15 protein-coding genes are annotated in these 20,086 nt (G+C 62.3%); 9 read left to right on the top strand and 6 right to left on the bottom strand.

The genetic code is table 11. The features are described 5' to 3' along the window. The first annotated feature begins 228 nt into the window (after window positions 1–228). The 4 genes from V1294_RS02310 to V1294_RS02295 all read left to right on the top strand — a co-directional run bounded on the left by V1294_RS02310 (window position 229) and on the right by V1294_RS02295 (window position 8,003). On the top strand, window positions 229–1,062 hold the full coding sequence (locus V1294_RS02310; protein ID WP_334494902.1) for a creatininase family protein: 834 nt from the start codon (window positions 229–231) through the stop codon (window positions 1,060–1,062). A gap of 645 nt (window positions 1,063–1,707) precedes the next feature. Continuing rightward, window positions 1,708–6,540 carry an NAD-glutamate dehydrogenase gene (locus V1294_RS02305; protein WP_334494901.1) on the top strand — a complete coding sequence of 1,611 codons (4,833 nt, stop codon included), beginning with the start codon at window positions 1,708–1,710 and terminating at the stop codon, window positions 6,538–6,540. A 573-nt stretch (window positions 6,541–7,113) separates the two neighbouring features. Beyond that, complete coding sequence (locus V1294_RS02300) at window positions 7,114–7,584, top strand: methyltransferase family protein (protein ID WP_334487249.1); 471 nt, start codon at window positions 7,114–7,116, stop codon at window positions 7,582–7,584. 134 nt (window positions 7,585–7,718) lie between these two features. Then, a complete protein-coding gene (locus tag V1294_RS02295; protein ID WP_108512575.1) occupies window positions 7,719–8,003 on the top strand; it encodes a GYD domain-containing protein in 285 nt (94 codons plus the stop codon). Window positions 8,004–8,129: 126 nt separating this feature from the next. Here the strand turns inward: V1294_RS02295 and V1294_RS02290 are convergent, their stop codons facing one another. From V1294_RS02290 to V1294_RS02275, 4 genes are all read right to left on the bottom strand, one after another. Next, window positions 8,130–9,551 carry a TRAP transporter large permease gene (locus tag V1294_RS02290; protein WP_334487247.1) on the bottom strand — a complete coding sequence of 474 codons (1,422 nt, stop codon included), beginning with the start codon at window positions 9,549–9,551 and terminating at the stop codon, window positions 8,130–8,132. Further along, window positions 9,548–10,111, bottom strand: a complete 564-nt coding sequence (locus tag V1294_RS02285) for a TRAP transporter small permease subunit (RefSeq protein WP_334494900.1) — start codon at window positions 10,109–10,111, stop codon at window positions 9,548–9,550. Before V1294_RS02285 ends, V1294_RS02290 begins: the two co-directional genes overlap by 4 nt. Window positions 10,112–10,217: 106 nt before the next feature. Further along, window positions 10,218–11,324 (bottom strand): TRAP transporter substrate-binding protein, encoded by a 1,107-nt coding sequence (locus V1294_RS02280; RefSeq protein WP_334494899.1) that lies wholly within the window; start codon window positions 11,322–11,324, stop codon window positions 10,218–10,220. A gap of 362 nt (window positions 11,325–11,686) precedes the next feature. Continuing rightward, window positions 11,687–14,473: a UPF0182 family membrane protein gene (locus V1294_RS02275; protein WP_334494898.1), complete on the bottom strand. Its 2,787-nt coding sequence runs from the start codon at window positions 14,471–14,473 to the stop codon at window positions 11,687–11,689. Window positions 14,474–14,742: 269 nt separating this feature from the next. Here V1294_RS02275 and V1294_RS02270 point away from each other — a divergent pair, with 269 nt between their 5' ends. Both V1294_RS02270 and V1294_RS02265 read left to right on the top strand, forming a co-directional pair. Continuing rightward, window positions 14,743–15,027, top strand: coding sequence for a GYD domain-containing protein (locus V1294_RS02270; RefSeq protein ID WP_108512575.1), 285 nt, complete (start codon window positions 14,743–14,745; stop codon window positions 15,025–15,027). Window positions 15,028–15,148: 121 nt separating this feature from the next. Then, window positions 15,149–15,610 carry a hypothetical protein gene (locus tag V1294_RS02265; RefSeq protein ID WP_247782056.1) on the top strand — a complete coding sequence of 154 codons (462 nt, stop codon included), beginning with the start codon at window positions 15,149–15,151 and terminating at the stop codon, window positions 15,608–15,610. A gap of 127 nt (window positions 15,611–15,737) precedes the next feature. Here V1294_RS02265 and V1294_RS02260 read toward each other — a convergent pair whose 3' ends face one another. Both V1294_RS02260 and V1294_RS02255 read right to left on the bottom strand, forming a co-directional pair. Then, window positions 15,738–16,289, bottom strand: a complete 552-nt coding sequence (locus V1294_RS02260; protein ID WP_334494897.1) for an alpha/beta fold hydrolase — start codon at window positions 16,287–16,289, stop codon at window positions 15,738–15,740. 279 nt (window positions 16,290–16,568) lie between these two features. After that, window positions 16,569–17,318: an ArsR/SmtB family transcription factor gene (locus V1294_RS02255; RefSeq protein ID WP_334494896.1), complete on the bottom strand. Its 750-nt coding sequence runs from the start codon at window positions 17,316–17,318 to the stop codon at window positions 16,569–16,571. Window positions 17,319–17,567: 249 nt separating this feature from the next. On the opposite strand from V1294_RS02255, the gene V1294_RS02250 reads away from it, so the two are divergent. The 3 genes from V1294_RS02250 (at window position 17,568) to V1294_RS02240 (ending at window position 20,076) form a co-directional block, all read left to right on the top strand. Then, complete coding sequence (locus V1294_RS02250; RefSeq protein ID WP_334494894.1) at window positions 17,568–18,995, top strand: MFS transporter; 1,428 nt, start codon at window positions 17,568–17,570, stop codon at window positions 18,993–18,995. Next, window positions 18,992–19,234, top strand: a complete 243-nt coding sequence (locus V1294_RS02245; RefSeq protein WP_334494892.1) for a DUF1127 domain-containing protein — start codon at window positions 18,992–18,994, stop codon at window positions 19,232–19,234. The genes V1294_RS02250 and V1294_RS02245 overlap by 4 nt, the downstream gene beginning before the upstream one ends. 608 nt (window positions 19,235–19,842) lie before the next feature. Continuing rightward, on the top strand, window positions 19,843–20,076 hold the full coding sequence (locus V1294_RS02240; protein WP_334494890.1) for a hypothetical protein: 234 nt from the start codon (window positions 19,843–19,845) through the stop codon (window positions 20,074–20,076). Window positions 20,077–20,086 lie beyond the last annotated feature (10 nt).

Here is a 20,086-nt window from a genome sequence, read left to right as displayed (position 1 = left end):
TATTCGCGAGCCTTGGCAGCCAGCGCGACTGATTAGAGCGGGACGCGATTGGATTGGGCCGTGACAGCGGACCATCGCGTGCCCCGGGGTACAAGCGGCGCGAGTACTGCGAGCCGGGTCCCATTCTACTTTGCATGGGGTTGTTTTCGTAATTTGTGCCCGGCCCCTGCGCTGTACCGTTTCGGACCACATGATACTCTCTCGATCCAATCTTTTCGGGAGATCGTTATGAGCATTGAAGTCGAATGGGCACGCATGACCGCTCCGGATCTGCGCGAGATAGCCGCACGCAAAGGTGCTCTGGCGATCCTGCCTGCTGGCTCGCTGGAGCAGCATGGCCCGCATCTGCCAGTCATCACCGATACCGCCAGCGCCAGCGCGGCGTCGATTGCGGCCGCTCGGTTAGTGGCTCAGGATCCAGATCCGGTGCCGGTCGCTGTGCTGCCCGGCCTATGGTTGGGTTTGAGCGAGCATCATTTGCCTTTTGGCGGCACGATCAGCGTGGACTATGCGGCTTATCGCGCGATCCTTGAAAGCGTCGTGCGATCGCTTCGCGCATTGGGCTTTGCCCGCTTGCTGATCGTAAACGGCCACGGCGGCAATATCGATCCTCTTGCTGTGGCATCGCGCGAACTGGCGGTGGCATATGATTTTCCAATCGTAGCCACGACGCCGTGGTTCCTGGCGCCCGCAAAGATCGCGGCGATCTTCGAGTCCGACACCGCGCCGAAACATGCTTGCGAGGGTGAAACCTCGGTCATGATGGCAATAGCGAAGGATATTGTGAAGGCGCATAAGTTGGACGAGGCGATGCAGCAGGCTCCCGCCCCAGTCCAAGCGCCGGCAGGTTTCTCCCGGTTCTATTCGTTCTCCGAACGCGCGCCGATCACAGGCACTTGGGGAGACCCGCGGACCGCCACGGCCGAAAAGGGCGCGCGTTTCCTTGCAGTGCAGGCAGAGGCATTGGCAGAAGCTATCCGCGACACGGTGCTATGGTCTCGCCCAGATCCGGTCTGGCGGTCGGGCCGTGGGCAAGAGACCACGGCCGGCAAGGCAGAGTGACAACACTGCCCACTCACTGCTCACTCGACGGCGCGCGGACGCTTTTCCGGGCGCCGGCGCCAATGCGCGTTGCGAAAGCATCGGAGCGACAGTATTTCGTCGGTGCCTCGGCCGGCATCGGACTCGCCGCGCGCAACTGCCAGGACAGCCCACACTCGCGCGCGGACCGATAGCGAAGGCTACCGCCGCGATCACCTGCGTGCGCTCGCCCAACGGGTCGAAGTCAGAAAGAACTACGCATCATGGGATCGAAAAGCGTGCTCTTGCGCACGCTGGTCGCCGCCTCAAGCGCAAAAATGGCGGGTTTTGGCGCGCCCAGTTCTGTACCGAAGTGGCGCGCCATTCAGAACAAAAAAGCGAACCCCTACATAATTGAAATTACTTGTGATTTTGTCAGATAGTTGACGGTTCGGCGGTCGTCGGCACCGATTTTGGCCTTACTCTCCACCGTGGGGAATTTTTTGGCACGCCTCACGACAGCTCGCGCCTTGGTCGCCCTGGCATGGTATTGTCATCAGGCGCTACCGAAGCTCCGAAACCGAGGATTTCGCTTTCGCGATCGACGCCGGTCAAGACAATGGCGCTCGTAGAGATGCACTCCAAAATCAAGCGGACGTTCGTGACGGCGGTCAGACGGCGCGGGAAATGGAGGACGTTATGGCGCTGCGTGACGACAAGGCCCGGGCAACACTGATCCGCGAGGCGGCGGGAAGCGTGCGGCCGGGCAAGACCTCCCGGGCCTTTGCCGAGCTCCTGTTCGGCCATACGAACCTCGAGGATCTTGCCAGCTACGACGCCCCGTCCCTGGCCTTCCTGGCGGAACAGGCCTGGGAACATGTGCAGCAGCGTACGGCCGGCAGTGCCGACATCCGCGTGATCAATCCGGCCATGCCTGACGGGCGCGAGATTTCCGTGCTCGAAGTTCTCAACGACAATATGCCCTTCCTGTTCGATTCGATCATGGCGGAACTCGCCGAGCAGGGCATCGACGTCACGCTGGTCGCTCACCCGATCATCGCCGTGGAGCGCGACGGGCAAGGCAAGCTCCTGCGCTTCTACGGCGAAACGCTGCCAGCGGGGGCAAAGGGCGAGCGCGAAAGCCTGATCCATTTCCACATCGCCCGTCTCGACTCCGGTGCCGACCGCGAGAGGCTGATCGACGGCCTTACCAGGACACTCAGCGACGTACGCGCCTGCGTCACCGATTGGCGCGCCATGCGTGCCCGCGTCGAGGAAGCGATCAAGACGCTCGCCTCCAATCCGCCGCCACTGCCGATCGACGATGTCGCCGAAGCGGGCCAGTTCCTGCAATGGCTGTGCGCCGACAACTTCACCTTTCTGGGCCTGCGCGAATATCGCTTCTCGCCAAACAGCGATGCGTTGGACGACATCTCGACCGGCGAAGGCCTTGGTATCCTGCGCGATCCCGATGTGAAGGTCTTGCGCCGCGGCACCGAAATGGTGGTGATGACGCCGGAAATTCGCGAGTTCATGCGCGAGCCGACCGTCCTCATCGTCATCAAGGCCAATGTGAGCAGCCGCGTTCATCGCCGCGTACGGATGGATTATGTCGGCATCAAACTCTATTCGTCCGACGGCAGGCTGGAGGGCGAACTGCGTCTCGTCGGCCTGTTCACCTCCGGCGCCTATACCCGCTCGGTGCGGCAAATCCCCTATGTCCGCCACAAGGTAGAGCTGGTGCTCCAGCGCGCCGGCTTCGATCCGAACAGCCATTCGGGCAAGGCGCTACTGCACATTCTCGAAGATTATCCGCGTGACGAGATCGTCCAAGTCGACGTCGAGACCCTCTACAATTTCGTCATGGAGGTCCTGATTCTCTACGAGCGCCCCCGCTTGCGGGCGCTGGCCCGGGCTGACAAGTTCGATCGCTTCGTCTCCATCCTCGTCTTCATTCCGCGCGAGAAATACGACACCGACGTGCGCATGCGCGTCGCTGCCTTCCTGGCGCAGATCTACAAGGGAAGCCTTTCCGCCTCTTACGTGTCCTTCCCCGAAGGAGCGCTTGCGCGCGTTCACTACATCATCGGACGTTATGAAGGTGAGACGCCTGTCGTCGAGCGCGCTACGCTGGAAGCCGGGATCAGCGCCATTGCCGCGACCTGGGGCGACAAGCTGAAGGCCGCGCTGGCCGGGTCCACCGATGGCATGCGCGCGCGAATGCTTGCCAACCGTTACGCCCAGGCTTTTACTGGCGGCTATACCGAAGTTTTCGATGCATCGCAGGCGATCACCGATATCGCCACCATCGAGAAGATCACGCCCGCTCGTCCGGTGATGATTTCGGTTCACCGCTCCGCGCGCGACGACGATCCAAAGCGCTTCGGCCTGAAGGTATTCTCGCATGGCGCGCCCCTGTCGCTGTCCTATCGCGTGCCGGTAATCGAAAATCACGGCATGCGCGTGATCAACGAACGCACCTATCAGATCGCGCCCCGCGCCACGCCGGTGCCGGCGCCGGTATGGCTGCACGATATGACGATCGAGACCGCCGACGGCCAGCCGATCGAGATCAACCCTGAGTTCAACCATCGCCTGGAAGCCTCGATCATGGCGGTGGTCCGCGATCGCGCCGAGTCCGACGGATACAACGCCCTCATCCTGCGCACGGCCCTGAGCTGGCGCGAAGTTTCGGCGATCCGGGCGCTGTCCCGCTACCTGCACCAGATCCGCGCTCCGTTCAGCCAGGACTACATGTGGGAGACCTTGCGCAAGAACGCCGCGATCACCGCCAACATGGTCGCCCTGTTTCAAGCCCGCCTCGATCCGCGCCCCGCCATCACGGATGCCGAGCGTTCGTCGCGTGAGACGACCCTCCTCACCGAGATCGAGGAGCAGCTCAAATCGGTCGCCTCGCTCGATGAAGACCGCATCCTGCGCCGCTTCACCAATCTGGTGCAGGCAACCATCCGAACCAACCTGTGGCAGATCGGCGAGGACGGACATCCGCGTTCGGTCATTTCGTTCAAGTTCGACGCGCGCAAGATCGAGAATCTGCCGGCTCCGCGGCCGCTCTACGAGATCTTCGTCTATTCGCCCCGTGTCGAAGGTATCCATCTGCGCTTCGGCAAGGTCGCACGTGGCGGGTTGCGCTGGTCCGACCGGCCGCAGGATTTCCGCACCGAGATCCTCGGCCTGGTCAAGGCGCAACAGGTCAAGAACGCCGTGATCGTACCGGTCGGCGCCAAAGGCGGCTTTGTGCCAAAGCGCCTGCCGCCGCCCTCCAATCGCGACGCCTGGATGGCCGAGGGCACCGAAGCCTATCGCATCTTCGTTCGCTCGCTGCTCGAGCTCACCGACAATCTCGACGGCGACACCATTGTGCCGCCTGATAGCACCGTGCGGCATGACGGCGACGACCCCTATCTCGTGGTAGCCGCCGACAAGGGCACCGCCACCTTCTCCGACATCGCCAACGGTATCTCGGCCGAGAAGGGCCATTGGCTCGGCGATGCCTTCGCCTCCGGCGGCAGCCAGGGCTATGACCACAAGAAGATGGGCATCACCGCGCGCGGCGCCTGGGAAGCGGTCAAGCGCCACTTCCGCGAGCTCGGCACCGATATTCAGACCATGCCCTTCACCGTCGCCGGTGTCGGCGACATGTCCGGCGACGTCTTCGGCAACGGCATGCTGCTTTCGCCGACGACGAGGCTCGTCGCAGCTTTTGATCACCGCGACATTTTCATCGATCCTTCGCCCGACCCCGCGATCAGCCATGCCGAGCGCTCGCGCATGTTCGGCCTGCCGCGATCGAGCTGGCAGGATTATAACAAGTCGCTGATCTCGCAAGGCGGCGGCGTATTCCCTCGCTCGCTCAAGGCAATCCCACTCGCGCCGGAAGTGCGCGCCTTGCTTGATCTCGACAAGCCGCAAGCAACGCCTTTCGAGGTGATGACGGCGATCCTCAAGGCGCGCGTCGACCTGCTCTGGTTTGGCGGCATCGGCACCTTGATCCGTGCGTCGGGGGAAAGTGACGATCAGGTTGGCGATCGCGCCAACGATCCGATCCGCGTCACCGGCGCTGATATCCGCGCCCGGGTGATCGGCGAAGGCGCCAATCTCGGCGTGACCCAGCGGGGGCGCATCGAAGCGGCGCAGCACGGCATCAAGCTCAACACCGATGCCATCGACAATTCGGCCGGAGTGAACACCTCCGACGTCGAGGTCAATATCAAGATCGCGCTGGCGCGCCCCGAGCGCGAAGGACGCCTCAGTCCTGACGACCGCAACAGCCTGCTTGCCGCGATGACCGACGAGGTAGGCGCGCTGGTGTTGCGCAACAATTATCAGCAGACGCTTGCGCTTTCGCTCGCCGAACGCAAGGGGGTGGCCGAGACCGGCTTCCTCTCCCGGCTCATGCAGTCTCTCGAGCAGCGCGGCCTTTTAAGCCGCGCCGTGGAGTTCCTGCCGGACGACGCGGCTATCGCCGAACGTGCCCGCCGCGGCCAAGCCCTGACACGGCCGGAACTTGCCGTTTTGCTCGCCTACGCCAAGCTGACGCTTTACGATGACCTGCTCGTCAGCGCAGTGCCGGACGATCCCTATCTCGCCCGCGAATTGTCCCAATATTTCCCGCGCGACGTTCAGGACAAATTTCCCGATTCGGTGCAAGCCCATCGCCTTCGACGGGAGATCATCTCGACCAATCTCGCCAATGCCGTGATCAATCGCTGCGGCCCGGCTTGCGTCGTGCGCCTGATCGACCAGACGGGAGCCGACGTGCCTACCATCGTCACGGCCCTCGTGGCGGTGGATGAATCCTACGGCCTCAAGCGGCTCCACGATGCGATCGATGGATTAGACACCCGCATCGACGGGCAATTGCAGCTTAGTCTCTACGCAGCGATTCAGGATCTGCTGCTCTCCCGCATGGTCTGGTATGTGCGCAATGTCGATTTAACGGTCGGCCTGGACTCGGTCATCGCACGCTTCGGCCCCGGTATCCGGCAGATCGCCGCCGGACTCGACAGGACCCTGCCGGAGGACTTGCAGGCCGGGCGCAGCAGGCGGCGGCAGGACCTGATCGATGCCGGCGTCCCGGCCGACCTTGCCGGCGAACTCGCCGATCTCGACGCCCTGGTCTCGGCACCGGATATCGTGCTCGTTGCGGAGCGTACCAACCGGGCCATCAGTGACACCGAGACGACGTTCTTTGCCGCCGAGGCCAATTTCCGCCTCGATCGCATCATCGCCGGCGCACGCAGCGTTCCGGCGAACGATAATTTCGAACGTCTCGCCATCGATCGGGCCATTGACCAGATCGCGGCCGCGGAAAGAAGACTGGTCGCCAGCATGCTGGCAAACGGCGATTCCGGCCAGCAAGCGGCCGGGAACTGGCTCGCGGCCCATCCTGAGGCGACCCGTATCCGACGCTCTGTCGAGGAGATCGCCGCCAGTGGCCTCACGCTTGCCAAGCTGACGGTGGCGGCAAACTTGCTGGGGGATTTGGTCAAGAACTGATGGCTATGCGGCAACGAAATGGCACTCTGGAGTGCGATGTCGGGACGAGATTGTTCGGCTCAAGGCTCGTCTCAGCACGGTTCGCGCCGGTAGGGAAATCCAATGATCCACGCTACTTGCCATACCGCCGATAATGTCCTCTGTTTCGAGTTCGATGCCTCGCCTTGGTTCCGCGAGGCTGACGCTACGAGCATTATCGACTTGGCCCAGCGAGGGTGGGCCAGCACGGCGGTTGCGGAATCCCTTGAGGGCCGACGAGGATACGAACGCCTGCACGAACTCGTTGCGTACGCGGCAGAGCGGCTTCAACCGGAATCCCTCGAGGACCCAACCTGGGAAACGTTCGAGTGCATCGTCGAAGGTCCGGAGGCTCTGGCCTGGCTCGAGAAAAACCGACCTGACGTTGCGGCAAGAATCCCGAGCGGGAGCCGATATCAGCGCTGAGGCATCCTGCTTCCACAAGGGCGCCGGGATCCAACCGGGAAATGTCGGACTGCCTGCGATTTTGCGCTACGTTTGCAAACGGTCTTCAGCTGGCCACATCAAAAGGAGCGCAGGTTCACCGGTCCCGCCATGGCTGACACGACAGATACCGCTGGCGTCATTGTCCGGCCGCCGATCGCGTGGGCGCTCGCGGTGTTGGCCGGGCTCGCGCTCAACTGGCTCATGCCCTTGCCGTTCTTGCCGGCCGCGATATCTGCAGGCTGGCTCGGCGCAATAGTGTTTGTCCTTGCGCTGGCGCTGTTCGCGTGGGCGATCTTTACCATGACCCGGGCCGGCTCGAACGTGCCCACCAACCTGCCGACCACGACCATCGTGGAGGCCGGCCCCTACCGCTTCACGCGCAACCCCATCTATCTCGGCATGGTGTTGGGGCTCATCGGCTTGGCCATTGCCTTCAACGGCCTCTGGCTGCTGATGACGCTGGTGCCCTTCGCGCTTGTCATCCGCTACGGTGTGATCGCCCGCGAGGAAGCCTATCTCGAGCGCAAGTTCGGGGACGTCTATCGCCGCTACCGCGCGCGAGTACGGCGCTGGCTGTAGGGCTTGTCGGCCGAGATAGGCCGGGGAACCCATATCTTGCCGCTCCCGCTACGCACAACGGCATGGCACGGGTCCGCGGAAGGCGTATAATCGTTTGGTCCTTCGCGCATGATCAACATGACATGGAGGTAGCCATGAAATATGTGCTGCTTGGTAATCTGAGCCCGGAGTGGGCAAGCAAGCAATCGGATCGGACCAGCAAGGCCAAGGCAAAACTCGACAAGCTGGGCATCAAGATCGAGTCGATCCACTACACGCAGGGCTACTACGATTTCGTCGACATCGTCGATGCGCCGAATGAGGCGGCGATGCTCGCGTTCTCCGTCTGGTACGCGACCCAGGGTCTGGGGCGGATCCAGAGTATGCCGGCCTTCGACGCAAAGACCTTCGAAACCGCGATCAAGGACGCAGCGAGCTAAGCGCCGGGTAGTGGCCGCAGCTTTCCTGCCAACAACCTGTGCCACTCGCATGCGCGAGGTGCGGCATACCTCTCAGGCGCGAGCAGCGCGAAACCGGAGGAGCCGACTCAATCGGCCGCCGCCCGGCTACTTCTTTTTTGGTGTCAACCAGTCGTCTTCCAGGGACGGTGCCAGCTTCTGCTGTTCCAGGATTTTCCTGTGCGCCTCGGGGATCACCTGGCTGCGCGATGCCTCGTGCAGCGTATGCGGGAACCAGGTCGCAATGCCGGGGAAGGCGATCATCAGCCCAACGCAGATCACCTGCAGGATCATGAACTGGAACATACCGGCGTAAATCGTCGCGAGACTCCAGCCCTTGACCACCTGCTTGAGATAGTACGCCGACATGGCGACCGGCGGCGACAGGAAGGCGGTCTGCAGCACCACCGCAACCAATGCTCCGAACCATATGAGGTCGATGCCCATGCCCTTCACGACGGGATAGAAGATCGGCAGGAACACCAGGATGATGGCCGGCCACTCGAACGGCCAACCCAGCAGGAAAATGAGGAACAGCACGACAATCAGCATAAGGCTGGGCGGCAACTGGAGGCCGAGCATCGTCTCGGTGATCCAGTTCGCCGAGCCGAGGCGGGCGAACACCGCCCCGAAAATGTTCGACGTGACCGCCAGCAGCAGGACCATGCTCGACGTCGCCATCGTCGAGATCAGCGCACGTTGCAGTCCGCCGAGCGAGAATCTGCCATAGGCGATGGACAGGATCAGCGCGCCGACGCTGCCGATGCCGGCGGCCTCCGTCGGCGTCGCAAGCCCCCCGATGATCGAGCCGAGCGTCGCCGTGATGAGCCCGAGCAGGGGCAGCGTGCCGACGATCACCTCGCGCGCAATGTACCCCGCCGAGTAGATCCGCTCGTCCATTGGCACCGGCGGCCCGAGTTTGGGGTTCATGAAGGCGCGGCCCATCAGATAGGCGATGTACAGGCTGGCCAGCAGGAAGCCCGGCCCGAAGGCTGCAGCATAGAGATCGGCGACCGACACCCCAAGCACCGGCCCCATCACGATCAGCATCACCGACGGGGGAATGAGAATGCCGAGCGTGCCGCCCGCCGTGATGGTGCCCGCTGAAAGCTTGGCGTCATAACCCGCCTTCGTCATGATTGGCGAGGCCATGATGCCGAGAACGGTGACGGCTGCTCCAACGATGCCCGTCGCCATCGCGAACACGGTCGAGGTCAGGATGACGACGAGGAAGAGTGCGCCGCGCACCGGTGCCAGCAGCATGCGGAACGCCGTGAAAAGGCGTTCCATCAGCCCCGCCTGCTCGGTGATGAAGCCCATGAAGATGAACAGCGGCACGGCGGCCAGCAGTTCTTCCTTCATCAGGCCGATGGTCTGGAAGTAGGCAAGGTCGAAGACCGTCGCGCCCATGCCCATGTAACCGAACGCAAAGGCGAGAAACAGCAGCGTGAACGAGATCGGCACGCCGATGAAGATCGCTCCGAGCAGCACCAGGAGCATGATGACGCCGATGAGCGCTTCTGCGGTCATATCTCGACCTTCTCCTTGCGCTCGAGCTCGACGCCGGTGCGCAGCATGTAGATGCTCTTGATCAACTCGGAAACGCCCTGGATCAGCAGCAACAGGCAGGCAAGCGGCACGACGAACTTGAACGGCCACAGCACCGGCCGCCACGGCGTCTGGTCCGACATCTCGTTGATCTGCCAGGAGTAGTGAAACTCGTTCCAGCTGATCAGCAGCAGCATGATCAGGCTCGGGAAGAAGAAGACGATGTAAGAGATCGTGTCGATCAGGCCCTTCCTGCGGATCGAGAACTTCTCCCAGAAGAAGTCGGTGCGGATGTGAGCGCCCTTGTGCAGCGCGTAAGCGGCGCCGAGCATGAACAGCGAGCCGTAGAGCATGTAGGTTGCGTCGTAGGCCCATATCGTCGGCGCGTTGAACAGGTAGCGCGCTCCAACCTCGTAGGCGACCGCCAGAACAAGCGGCACCGCCAGCCACGAGATGATCGTGCCGGTCCGATCCGTGAAGCCGTCGATGATCCGGATCATGGCCAGTAGCGCCGGCGACTGCCTGTCTGTTGTCTCAGCCATCCCTCACCCTACCGCCGACCGTTCGTGCGGCGCGCCTTGCGGCGCGACGCAGGCGGGGCTGCGCGTGAATGGAGGGCGGCCGAACCGGCCGCCCTCGGACGAGGCCCTATTTCTCGACCGGGAAGTAGTAGTTCGCCATGAATGAGTATGGCGGGAAATAGGACCGCTTGTACGGCACCACAGCGCTGGCATAGGCCTTCTGCGAGTCGTGCACCTTCTTGAAGAACGGGTTCTTGGCGCCCTCGGCCGCCGCGATCTCGTCCCACTTCTTGATGAAGGTCAGCAGGATCTCGGTCGGCGTGCGCAGGATCTGTACGCCGTGCTTCTGCTGCATCTCAATCAGCGCGTCGGCATTCTGGCGCTGCCACTTGGTCCACCAGACGAGGAATGTCTCGTTGGCCGCCGACTTGATGATCTCCTGGTGCTGAGTGCTGAGCTCCTTCCACACATCGCCGTTGATCACGATTTCGCCGACTGTCACGTTCTCATGCAAGCCGGGTGAATAGTGGTACTTCCAGACGTTGTGGAAGCCGAGCTGCATGTCCTCGATGCCGCCGACCCATTCCGCGCAGTCGATCACGCCGCGCTGTGCGGAGGGAATGATCTCGCCGCCCGGCATGTTGACCACTGTGAAGCCGAGCGCCTGCCAGACTTCGCCGGCCATGCCGGTCTGGCGGCATTTCATGCCCTTCATGTCCTCGACTGTCTGGATCGGCTTCTTGAACCAGCCAAACGCCTGCGGCCCTGCAGGCAGGATGGGGAACACGACGACGTTGAGCTTGAGCTCTTTCTGATAGAACTCGTTGTAAAGATCGAGGCCGCCGCCGTGATAGAACCAGCCCATCACGTCCATATAGTCCATGCCGAAGGTGCCGCCGGGACCGCCGGTGAACAGAATCGCGGTCTTGTTCTTGCCGGTCCAGTAGCCGGCCCACGCATGCGATCCGTCGAGCACCTTCTTGTGGGTCGCGTCCAGTACCTCGAACGCCGGCACGACCTGGCCGGCGGGCATCGTTTCGATCTTCAAGGTACCGGCCGATAGCTTGTTCACCCGCTCGGCGAAGTAGGTGAAGTTATCATAAAGTGTGAGCGACGCTGGCCACGTGGCCTGCATCTTCAGCGTCTTCGTCTGCGCCATGACTGCGGTGGTAGATCCAACAAACGCCGATGCCATCAGGGCAGCGGCGATCGATCCCAGAAACAAGCGTTTCATGAGCCATCTCCTCCCTTTGACGACGTGGCCTTGGCGCGTCCGCTTCGTTCTTATTTTCTTGCTTTTCGTGCCGCGCCTGGCTTGAAACCAAGTCTGCCACTGTAGCGTCAAGTTGTCATCTTGCTTTGTGGCCGCAGCAGCATGGCGCGCCTTTGCGCGCGGTCGCGCGACGGACTTACCGCTGCTTGTTGCACCGCGGTGCCGCACCCGCGTTCGCAATTTCCGGGTCGGAGGCCGCGCTGGACTGAAGGTTCGGGGCCCTAGAGCATGATCCGGAAAAGTGGGTACCGGTTTTCCGAAAAGATCATGCGTAAATCAAAGAGATAGAGTGGGATGACGATTCGAAGAAAAGTCATCCCGCTCTAGGGGCCGGTGGGGCGTCGGTTCATTTCCTCCAGAAGCTCGCGCATCGCATCGAACTGCGTGCCGAAGCCCTTCCAATCTCCGGACTTCAATCGCTCCACTGCTTGATTGTAGCGATCAAGCGCCTCCCGTGCCTGACTTGCCGCCGGGCCGGTGGCGGGCCTCTCCTCTGTCGTAGTTGAAACTCCCGGCGTAGCGCCGGGCTCCATGAACAGCGCTGACAAGGCCTCGGCGAGTGTCTCCTTCATCACCACATGTTCGCCGTAGGCTGCGATCACGCGTTTCAGCTCCGGCAGGTGTCCGTGCTCCGCCCGCAGATAGAGCGGCGTTACATAGAGGATCGAATTCTCGATCGGGATCACAAGCAAGTTCGCACCGCGTATCACCCGCGAGCCCATCTGATTCCACAGCGTGATTTGTTGCGATATCTCGGTACTCTGATTGATCCGCGCTTCGATCTGGAATGGTCCATAGACGAGCTTCTCCTTGGGAAACTCGTAGACGATCAGTTTGCCGTAGTCGGGCGCGTCGCAGCGCGCGGCGAGCCACGCGATCATGTTGTCGCGGCGGCTAGGCACCATCGGAAGCATAAGGAAGAACTCGGCCTGCGGCTCGCCGGGCAGCCGCATGATGATGTAATAAGGTGCCATCGTTGCTATGCCGCCGCCGCCCGGCTGGCGCGGGAACTGCCAGAGATCCTCGCGGTTATAGAAAACGTCGGCCGCCTCCATGTGGTAGGTCTGATAGAGCCGCGCCTGAATCAGGAACAGGTCCTCCGGATAGCGGATGTGCTTCTGCAAGTCTGGCGGCATCGCCGCGAATGGCTTGAACAAGCTCGGAAAGATGCGCTGGAAGGTTGCGGCGACCGGGTCACGGGTGTCCATCAGATAAAAGTCGACGGTTCCGTTATAGGCATCGACGATGATCTTCACTGAATTGCGAATATAGTTGAGGTTCAGCTCTTGCACCGGCTGTGCATAGGGGAAATAGGAACTCACCGTATAGGCGTCCTGCATCCAGAACATCCGCCCATCGCTGATGACCAGATAAGGATCATGATCGAGCCTGAGGAAGGGAGCGATCGTTTGTACCCGTTGCTGGATATTGCGGCGGATCATGATCCGGCTGTCGGCGGTAATGTAGCTGGAGAGCACCAGGTTCGGGTCGTTGAAGTAATAAGCAAACAGGCCTCTCCACACCATCGATCCGATCGGAACGCCACCGGTGCCGTCATAGGCCGCGTAGACATTGTCCTTTCCCTTTGGATAGTCGAACTCAGGCGTGCTCCCTTTGACGATGACGTAACTGTCGTGCTCTTCGCCGTAGTAGATGCGCGGTTCGCGGATCTGGGGGCCTCCGTCCGCAACAGGGGGTATGTCGCGCAAATAAAAGAATGGCAGCCCTTCGCTGCTCTTGCGAGTGACCGGGCTCATCACCGCGCCGGTGCCGTGAGTAAACAGCACGTGGCGGTTGACCCAGGTCTGGGCATTCGGCGGCAGCAAGGAGGGCCGCAGTTCGCGGGCCGAGATCATTACGCTTTGGTAGGAGCCGTCGAGCCAATAGCGGTCGACGTCAAGATGATGGAATTTGTAGTAGGTGCGGATCTCCTGCAGCTGCGCGTAGGTGTCCGACAAGGGCTGCCAGTCCCACAGCCTGATATTCTCGATTGTCGCCTTGTTGGCGTCGAGCGTCTTGAAGGTAAGCTTCTGTTCGGCAGCAAACGGCTTGGCTGCGATCTGATCGAGATTGTATGCCTGCCGGGTGAGCGCGATGTTGCGTTCAATGTAGGGCTTCTCCAGCTCCAACTCGCTTGGTTTGACGAAGAACTGCCGGAATAGCACGGGAGCTATGCCTGACAGCACTAAAGAGCCGATGACGACAAGCATGACCGCGGCGGCAGGAAGCCGGTAGGTCCTGACCCGGAGGTTTGCCAACACAGCAACCGCCGCGATGATCGACAGCCCGATCATTAGCCACAGGCCCGGCAGCCCCACATGCACATCAGTGTAACTGGCGCCGACGACGACGCCGTTGTCGCCATGGAGCAGCAGATAACGGTCGAGAACGTACGACCAGGCCTTCACGACGAAGAGGAGAGCAAGCAACACCGAGCCGTGAGCAATCACTGTCGGCGACATTGATCGGCGCTGCACGTCGTATTCGATCTCGCCGTGCACCCAGTAGATCGCCGCGGCGAAAAGCGCGCTCAGAACGAGTGTGAGCAGCATCCAGTTTTTGATGAGGATATAGACCGGCAGTACGAAGAGATAGAAACTGATGTCCTTGTTGAAGAGCGGATCGTCGGCGCCGTAGGGAACGTGATAGAAAAACTGCAGAATGGCGCCCCAATTGGCCACTTCTGCCGCGGCAACCAGCAGAGCGAGCAAACCTGCGCCGCCCGCGATAACCCGGGACCACGGCAGCCGATCGCGCACGACCGCGAACAGGTCGGGCGGCGGCGCATTGCCCGCAAGATTCCATACGAAGGCCGCAACAGATTGCTGCGGCTGCCGTCGGGCTAAGCGCACCGCGAGCCATCCGTTCAACCAAAGGACGACCGCAGTTCCGGTCCAGACTGCAACAAGGACGACGGCTTTGGCGCCGATCGTCGTCCAAAAAACCTCCGGATAGCCGATCGCGGAAAACCACAGCCAGTCAACCAGGAAGTCGCTCGTGAGCCAGAGCAGGATCAGGCAAATCCCGGCGAAGACGGCCGCAATAATCAGCCCCACCACGGCGCTTTGCCTTGGTACCTTCCGTTCGGGTCCGGTAATCCCGATCGTCATGGTTCTATTATAGCGGAAATGAGGGGCGCCGGCCGCTTGATTCGTGGTCGGGATTGTACCCGAGGAAGCCTATCTCGAGCGCAAGTTCGGGGGCGTCTATCGCCGCTACCGCGCGCGAGTACGGCGCTGGCTGTAGGACTTGACGGCCGAGATAGGCCGGGGAGCCCGTTTCTTGTGGTTCCCGCTACGCACAACGGCATGGCACGGGTCCGCGGAAGGCGTATAATCGTGGGTCCTTCGCGCATGATCAACATGACATGGAGGTAGCCATGAAATATGTGCTGCTTGGTAATCTGAGCCCGGAGTGGGCCAGCAAGCAATCGGATCGGACCAGCAAGGCCAAGGCAAAACTCGACAAGCTGGGCATCAAGATCGAGTCGATCCACTACACGCAGGGCTACTACGATTTCGTCGACATCGTCGATGCGCCGAATGAGGCGGCGATGCTCGCATTCTCCGTCTGGTACGCGACCCAGGGCCTGGGGCGGATCCAAAGTATGCCGGCCTTCGACGCAAAGACCTTCGAAACCGCGATCAAGGACGCGGCGAGCTAAACGCCGGCTGGTGGCCACAGCTTTCCTGCCAACCACCTGTGCCACTCGCATGCGCGAGGTGCGGCATTCTTCTCAGGCGCGAGTAGCCCGGAGCGCGGAGCCGACGAAGGTAGTGGGAAGAATGAAGAATCTGGAGAGGCTCCTTGTATTGGCGATCTGCTGGGTGTGGGGCGCTGGCGCTGCACACGCGTGTCGCTGCGATCCGATCTCTCCCGAGGCTGGCTTCGACCGCGCCCAATATGTGTTTACCGGCAAGGTCGTCCAGTCAGAAAACCATGCATGGCTCATTGAGGTCGACCGCGTGTGGAAAGGCCATGAAAGGCTCGCGCGCACCATCAAGCTGATGGACGTCTACGCAACGCTGGACTGCGAATTCTTCTTTCAACCTGGACAGCGCTATGTTTTTTTCGCGATCCTGGCGAAGGGCGGTCGCGAAGTCTTTTATCACCCGCAAGCCTGCAACTGGACGAGACAATTGCAGTCGACGCGCGTCCCCGCCGAGGGGAACGAGTCGTTATGGCTCGAGGACTTGATTGCTCGGGAACACGGCCCGGGAGAACAACCCCGCGACGAGCGCCGTTGAAACTTGATTGGGCTTGAAGACTTGCCGTTCTGCGAACTGGGTAAGGGAGGAGCCGCAAATTTCCGCAGGCCAAATCCCGGACCAAAGTGGGTCACGGCGGCGCAGGCTTCGGCTGGGCAGGCCCGCCTCACGTCAAAGCGCGGACACCAGCGGCGACCTCGGCCAAGTCGTCGTTGAGCTGATGATTGCGGCCGCGGAGCCGATGCACGATCGCGCCAGGTATCGCCCCCTCGTAAAGATCGACATGCGCAAACGGCGCAGTGTCGTCCTTGCTGCCGTGATAAAGATAGATCGGCGTCCTTGGAGGCAGTCGCCCGCCGAGTTCGGCCGTTGGCTTGATGTCTTCACTCGGCCAGCCGCCAGCGCCAACAAAGGGTGCTGCGATGAGAAATACGCCAGCAAGCTTCCGATTCGGCGCCGCCTCCGCGAGTGCGTTTATCAGAATAGTTCCGCCAAGCGAGTGGCCTATCAGCACCGCGCCATCGTCGAGGCCGGCGATCTCTTCCGCGAGCGCGGCCTTCCACATGGTGTAGCTGGGATTCGCCTCGTTCGGCATGCGCGGGTAGCGGACGTCGTAGCCGGGCCCAAGTTCTCGCCTCAAGCTATCGACGAGCTTGCTGTCCCATTCATCATAGGTCCCTGCGCCTCCGCCTTGAATGAACAGGACTTGCTTCTTCATGGTCGAAGGCCTTGCACGGCAGCATAGTGCGCCGCCTTTTGCGTCGCAAAACCGAACTGCTGCGGACACTTATCGCCGCTGCGAGCGTGGAATCGGCGGCTCTCGACGTTCGCAGTTAGCATGAAATGGCGCGCCATGGCCGATGAAGATGGGCACTATTGCTTCGCCGTGGCGCTATGATGCCGGAGCCTGCCACGCGCTCCAATCGGCAATACCGCGACGACCTGCGAATTCGCGCTACGCCTGCAGCGGCCCAAGCCTTCGGACACCTTCGCGGTCTTAGACAAACTTCCCGCTCGGCACGCCACATGATGCAACCCGCCCTTCGCGGCCGTCCGTCGGGGGTGCGCCCTCGATGCCGAAGGTTGTGGCGAGTCCACTAACACCAACAGGGGTCACGACGAGCGCGCGGCTATCCCGGACATGCTCGACCCAATCGTGATCGAGAGCGTGTCGAAGAATGGCAGCACCGACCGCCCCGGCCAGATGCGGCCGGCGCTCGCTCCAGTCGAGACAGGGTCGGCAGAACACTCGGCGCTTGGAGGTGAGGCGAAGATCGACGCCGACCTCATCGAAGAACGACCGACCGGCATCGGTTAGTTGTCCGCCATCCTCGTCGAGGAGAATAAACGACTGTTGGGCCAGCCGGTCGGCGATCGCGACGGCAATGCGGCCGGCCATGTGGTCATAGCACGTACGCGCGTGTCGGAGCGTCTCTCCGCCACGCCAGAGATTGCGCTGCCGGGCGGGGCCTTCCTGCGCCAAGACCATGAGACCTTCCAGCATGCGCGCGACGAGCGGAGAGGCCAGACGAAAATATCGTCGTCGGCCCTGCCTTTCGAGCGCTAGCAATCCGGCGTCGCTGAGTCTCGCAAGATGGCCACTCGCTGTCTGCGGCGCCACGCCGGACACATAGGCGAGTTCCGTGGCGGTCAACGTTCGGCCATCCATCAGCGCGCTAAGCATGTTGGCGCGCGCCGGATCGCCGACGAGTGCCGCGACCTGGGCGATTTTGGGTCCCGTGTCCATGTCTCCTCCTACGCCGATGAGAACGCACCGCCAAGCACAAATACTACGGCCAGGACGGTAGCAGTTCCGCGAGACTGGTCCGATCGCGGAACATAGATTGCGCAGACACCGATGTGCCCCGCGAAAGTAAGCGCCGCCATGAAGCGAAAGATCATCCCGCGCTCCGACAATTCGATTGATATCGAAGGATAATCGCAAAATCGGGCCTATCTGAGCCGCAAAATTCCCGCAGATAACTGAGGATGACCCATGCAAACAACTTCGCCCAACATTCGCGCAGTCGCGGGGCGGCCGGAACAAGCCCAGTCCGACAACACGTCATCCCGTTCACCGCTCGCGACGGCGCTGGCGCTTGCCGCCATGAGCCTCGGCCTTGGCGTGGTGCAGCTCGACATCACCATCGTCAATACCGCCCTGAGCAGCATCGGCGCCTCGCTCGGCGGTAGCGTCGCCGAGCTGCAATGGGTCGTGACCGCCTATACCATCGCGTTTGCCGCCTTCATTTTGACCGCCGGCGCGCTCGGCGACCGCCTCGGCGCCAAACGAATTTTCATGGCGGGCTTTGCGATCTTCACGTTGGCGTCGCTCGCCTGCGCGCTGGCGCCGTCGGCGGTGTTCCTGATCGTCGCGCGGTCCGTGCAGGGCCTGGCGGCGGCGATCCTGGTGCCGAACTCGCTGACGCTGCTCAATCACGCCTATGCCGATCCGAAGGAGCGCGGCCGCGCGGTCGGCTTCTGGGCAGCAGGCGCGAGCGTCGCACTCACCGCAGGGCCGTTCGTCGGCGGCGTGCTGATCGCGCTGGTTGGCTGGCGCTCGATCTTTCTGGTCAACCTGCCGATCGGCGCCGCCGGCCTCTGGCTCGCCTGGCGTTATGCCGAGGAGACGCCGCGACTCTCGCAGCGCGAAATCGATCTGCCGGGCCAGACCGTGGCGGTCACAGCGCTCGGCACGCTGGCCGGCGCCCTGATCGAGGGCGGCAGGCTCGGCTGGAGCCATCCGCTCGTCATCGTGGGTTTCGCGGCGGCGGCCGTGGTCGGATTCCTGTTCGTGTGGCGCGAGGCGCGCGCGCCACAACCGATGCTCCCGCTCTCGCTGTTTGCCCATCGCATGTTCGCGCTCACCGCGCTGGTCGGGGTTCTCTTCAACATCGCCTTCTACGGCCTGATCTTCGTGCTGAGCCTCTATTTCCAGAATATCCGTGGCTGGTCGCCGTTCGCAACGGGCCTCGCCTTCGTGCCCATGATGGCCATGGTGCTGCCCGCCAACCTCGTCGCCGCGTCGGTCAGCGAACGCCTCGGCGCGCCGCAAACCATCGCGCTGGCTTCGGTGATCACGGCCGTGGGCTGCGTTGCGCTGCTGCCCATGGCCTCAGACACGAGCTACTGGACGATCGGCGCTCAGCTCCTCGTCCTTGGCGGCGGGCTCGGCCTGCTAGTGCCGCCCTTGACCTCGACGCTGCTCGGCAGTGTAGATAAGTCGCGATCTGGCATCGCCGCGGGTGTGCTGAACGCGACGCGGCAGACCGGCAGCGTGCTTGGCGTTGCCCTGTTCGGCTCGCTGGTCGGAGGGGGCAACGAGTTCATTGCGGGCGCGCATGCCTCGCTTGTGATTTCGGTCGCCGTGCTGCTCGCAGGCGCGATCGCGATCTCCTATGGCCGCGCGAGGGAACCGCGGTGAGGGGCAACAAGGCCGGGTCTTCAGGCCTTGCACCGGTGGTGGCACCGCGCGCGAGCTGGAGCCTGACCCTGGGCTTGATCGTCGCGACGCTGCGCGAGTGGCGCCGCCGCCACTTGGGACGCCGCGAGCTGGCGAAGTGCGACGAGCGGACGCTGCGCGACCTCTGCATCGATCCCGGCGTCGTCAACCACGAGGTGCGCCAGCCGTTCTGGCGGCCCCCTCGCGATTGGCGAGATTGATGGCGACGGCAAGATAAAAGCGACGATGTCGCTCCGTGCCGTCGGGGGTCGTAAGTGTTTGTTTGTACATTGTTTAAAATGGCACTGTAACGGCACCGTGCAAAACGCCCCAGTGCCGCTTCAACGAAAAAGGCGTTTGGTATCAATATCCCGGGCGCCATCCATCGCAGCCTAGCGGCTTGCCGCGCGTCCTGGGGACGATGTCCAGCCATGATCGCATGGGAGGCCGCTGCCGGACCAGTGGAGCGCCGTCAAGGCTCGCGCTTCGCGCGACCGGCTCCGCCGGCTTGCGGCCTTGACGGTGCTCCACTGGCCCGGCTCTTTGCTGCTGTGCGCGAGAGCATCCGCGCCCGTGTCGAAAGGAAGCGGTCATCTTGGCCCCACAAGGTGTCCAAAGCGATGCAATGACATCGCATTGACGGGAATGACAAATTGCGTAGGACACTCGTAGTGTGTGCAACGCGATTGAAATTGCAGATGTTCCGACCGGCCGCAACTTGTGGCTTTTATCCTGCCTTGAGCGGCTGGCCTCTCTCGCAGCACCATGGCGTGACGTGGCGTAGACATCGGCCGTTCAGCGGAGCAGTCAGGCTTGCCACAGTGGCGCCATGGCTTCATCTCAGAAATCGCGGCGGCGTGTGCTCGCTAGCGCGCCGCTTGACGATCTCTACGCCTATGCGCGGGCGCCCGCGCGTCGTGGCCGGCGACAGCCGAAGCGCGCCTCGGTGACTTGGACGGTGACCGATAATTGGCCGAATGACGTGCCGGTCACTGACGCCGAGGTCGATGTGTTCGAGGCATGGTTCGGCGATCTGTTTGATGAGTTGTTTGAGAAGGTCTAGAGGGGGACGC

The sequence above is a fragment of the Bradyrhizobium sp. AZCC 1678 genome, from assembly GCF_036924765.1.
GTDB lineage: Bacteria > Pseudomonadota > Alphaproteobacteria > Rhizobiales > Xanthobacteraceae > Bradyrhizobium > Bradyrhizobium algeriense.
Note: the sequence above shows the minus strand (reverse complement) of the source record. Positions and strands in the feature narration are given on the sequence as shown.

Excerpts from the sequence above, each read along its gene's own strand:
- V1294_RS02250 (WP_334494894.1), top strand. The coding sequence starts at position 17,568 with ATGCAAACAACTTCGCCCAACATTCGCGCAGTCGCGGGGCGGCCGGAA.
- V1294_RS02285 (WP_334494900.1), bottom strand. The coding sequence starts at position 10,111 with ATGGCTGAGACAACAGACAGGCAGTCGCCGGCGCTACTGGCCATGATC.
- V1294_RS02280 (WP_334494899.1), bottom strand. The coding sequence starts at position 11,324 with ATGAAACGCTTGTTTCTGGGATCGATCGCCGCTGCCCTGATGGCATCG.
- V1294_RS02310 (WP_334494902.1), top strand. The coding sequence starts at position 229 with ATGAGCATTGAAGTCGAATGGGCACGCATGACCGCTCCGGATCTGCGC.
- V1294_RS02240 (WP_334494890.1), top strand. The coding sequence starts at position 19,843 with ATGGCTTCATCTCAGAAATCGCGGCGGCGTGTGCTCGCTAGCGCGCCG.
- V1294_RS02265 (WP_247782056.1), top strand. The coding sequence starts at position 15,149 with ATGAAGAATCTGGAGAGGCTCCTTGTATTGGCGATCTGCTGGGTGTGG.
- V1294_RS02290 (WP_334487247.1), bottom strand. The coding sequence starts at position 9,551 with ATGACCGCAGAAGCGCTCATCGGCGTCATCATGCTCCTGGTGCTGCTC.
- V1294_RS02275 (WP_334494898.1), bottom strand. The coding sequence starts at position 14,473 with ATGACGATCGGGATTACCGGACCCGAACGGAAGGTACCAAGGCAAAGC.
- V1294_RS02295 (WP_108512575.1), top strand. The coding sequence starts at position 7,719 with ATGAAATATGTGCTGCTTGGTAATCTGAGCCCGGAGTGGGCAAGCAAG.
- V1294_RS02255 (WP_334494896.1), bottom strand. The coding sequence starts at position 17,318 with ATGGACACGGGACCCAAAATCGCCCAGGTCGCGGCACTCGTCGGCGAT.
- V1294_RS02305 (WP_334494901.1), top strand. The coding sequence starts at position 1,708 with ATGGAGGACGTTATGGCGCTGCGTGACGACAAGGCCCGGGCAACACTG.
- V1294_RS02270 (WP_108512575.1), top strand. The coding sequence starts at position 14,743 with ATGAAATATGTGCTGCTTGGTAATCTGAGCCCGGAGTGGGCCAGCAAG.
- V1294_RS02260 (WP_334494897.1), bottom strand. The coding sequence starts at position 16,289 with ATGAAGAAGCAAGTCCTGTTCATTCAAGGCGGAGGCGCAGGGACCTAT.
- V1294_RS02300 (WP_334487249.1), top strand. The coding sequence starts at position 7,114 with ATGGCTGACACGACAGATACCGCTGGCGTCATTGTCCGGCCGCCGATC.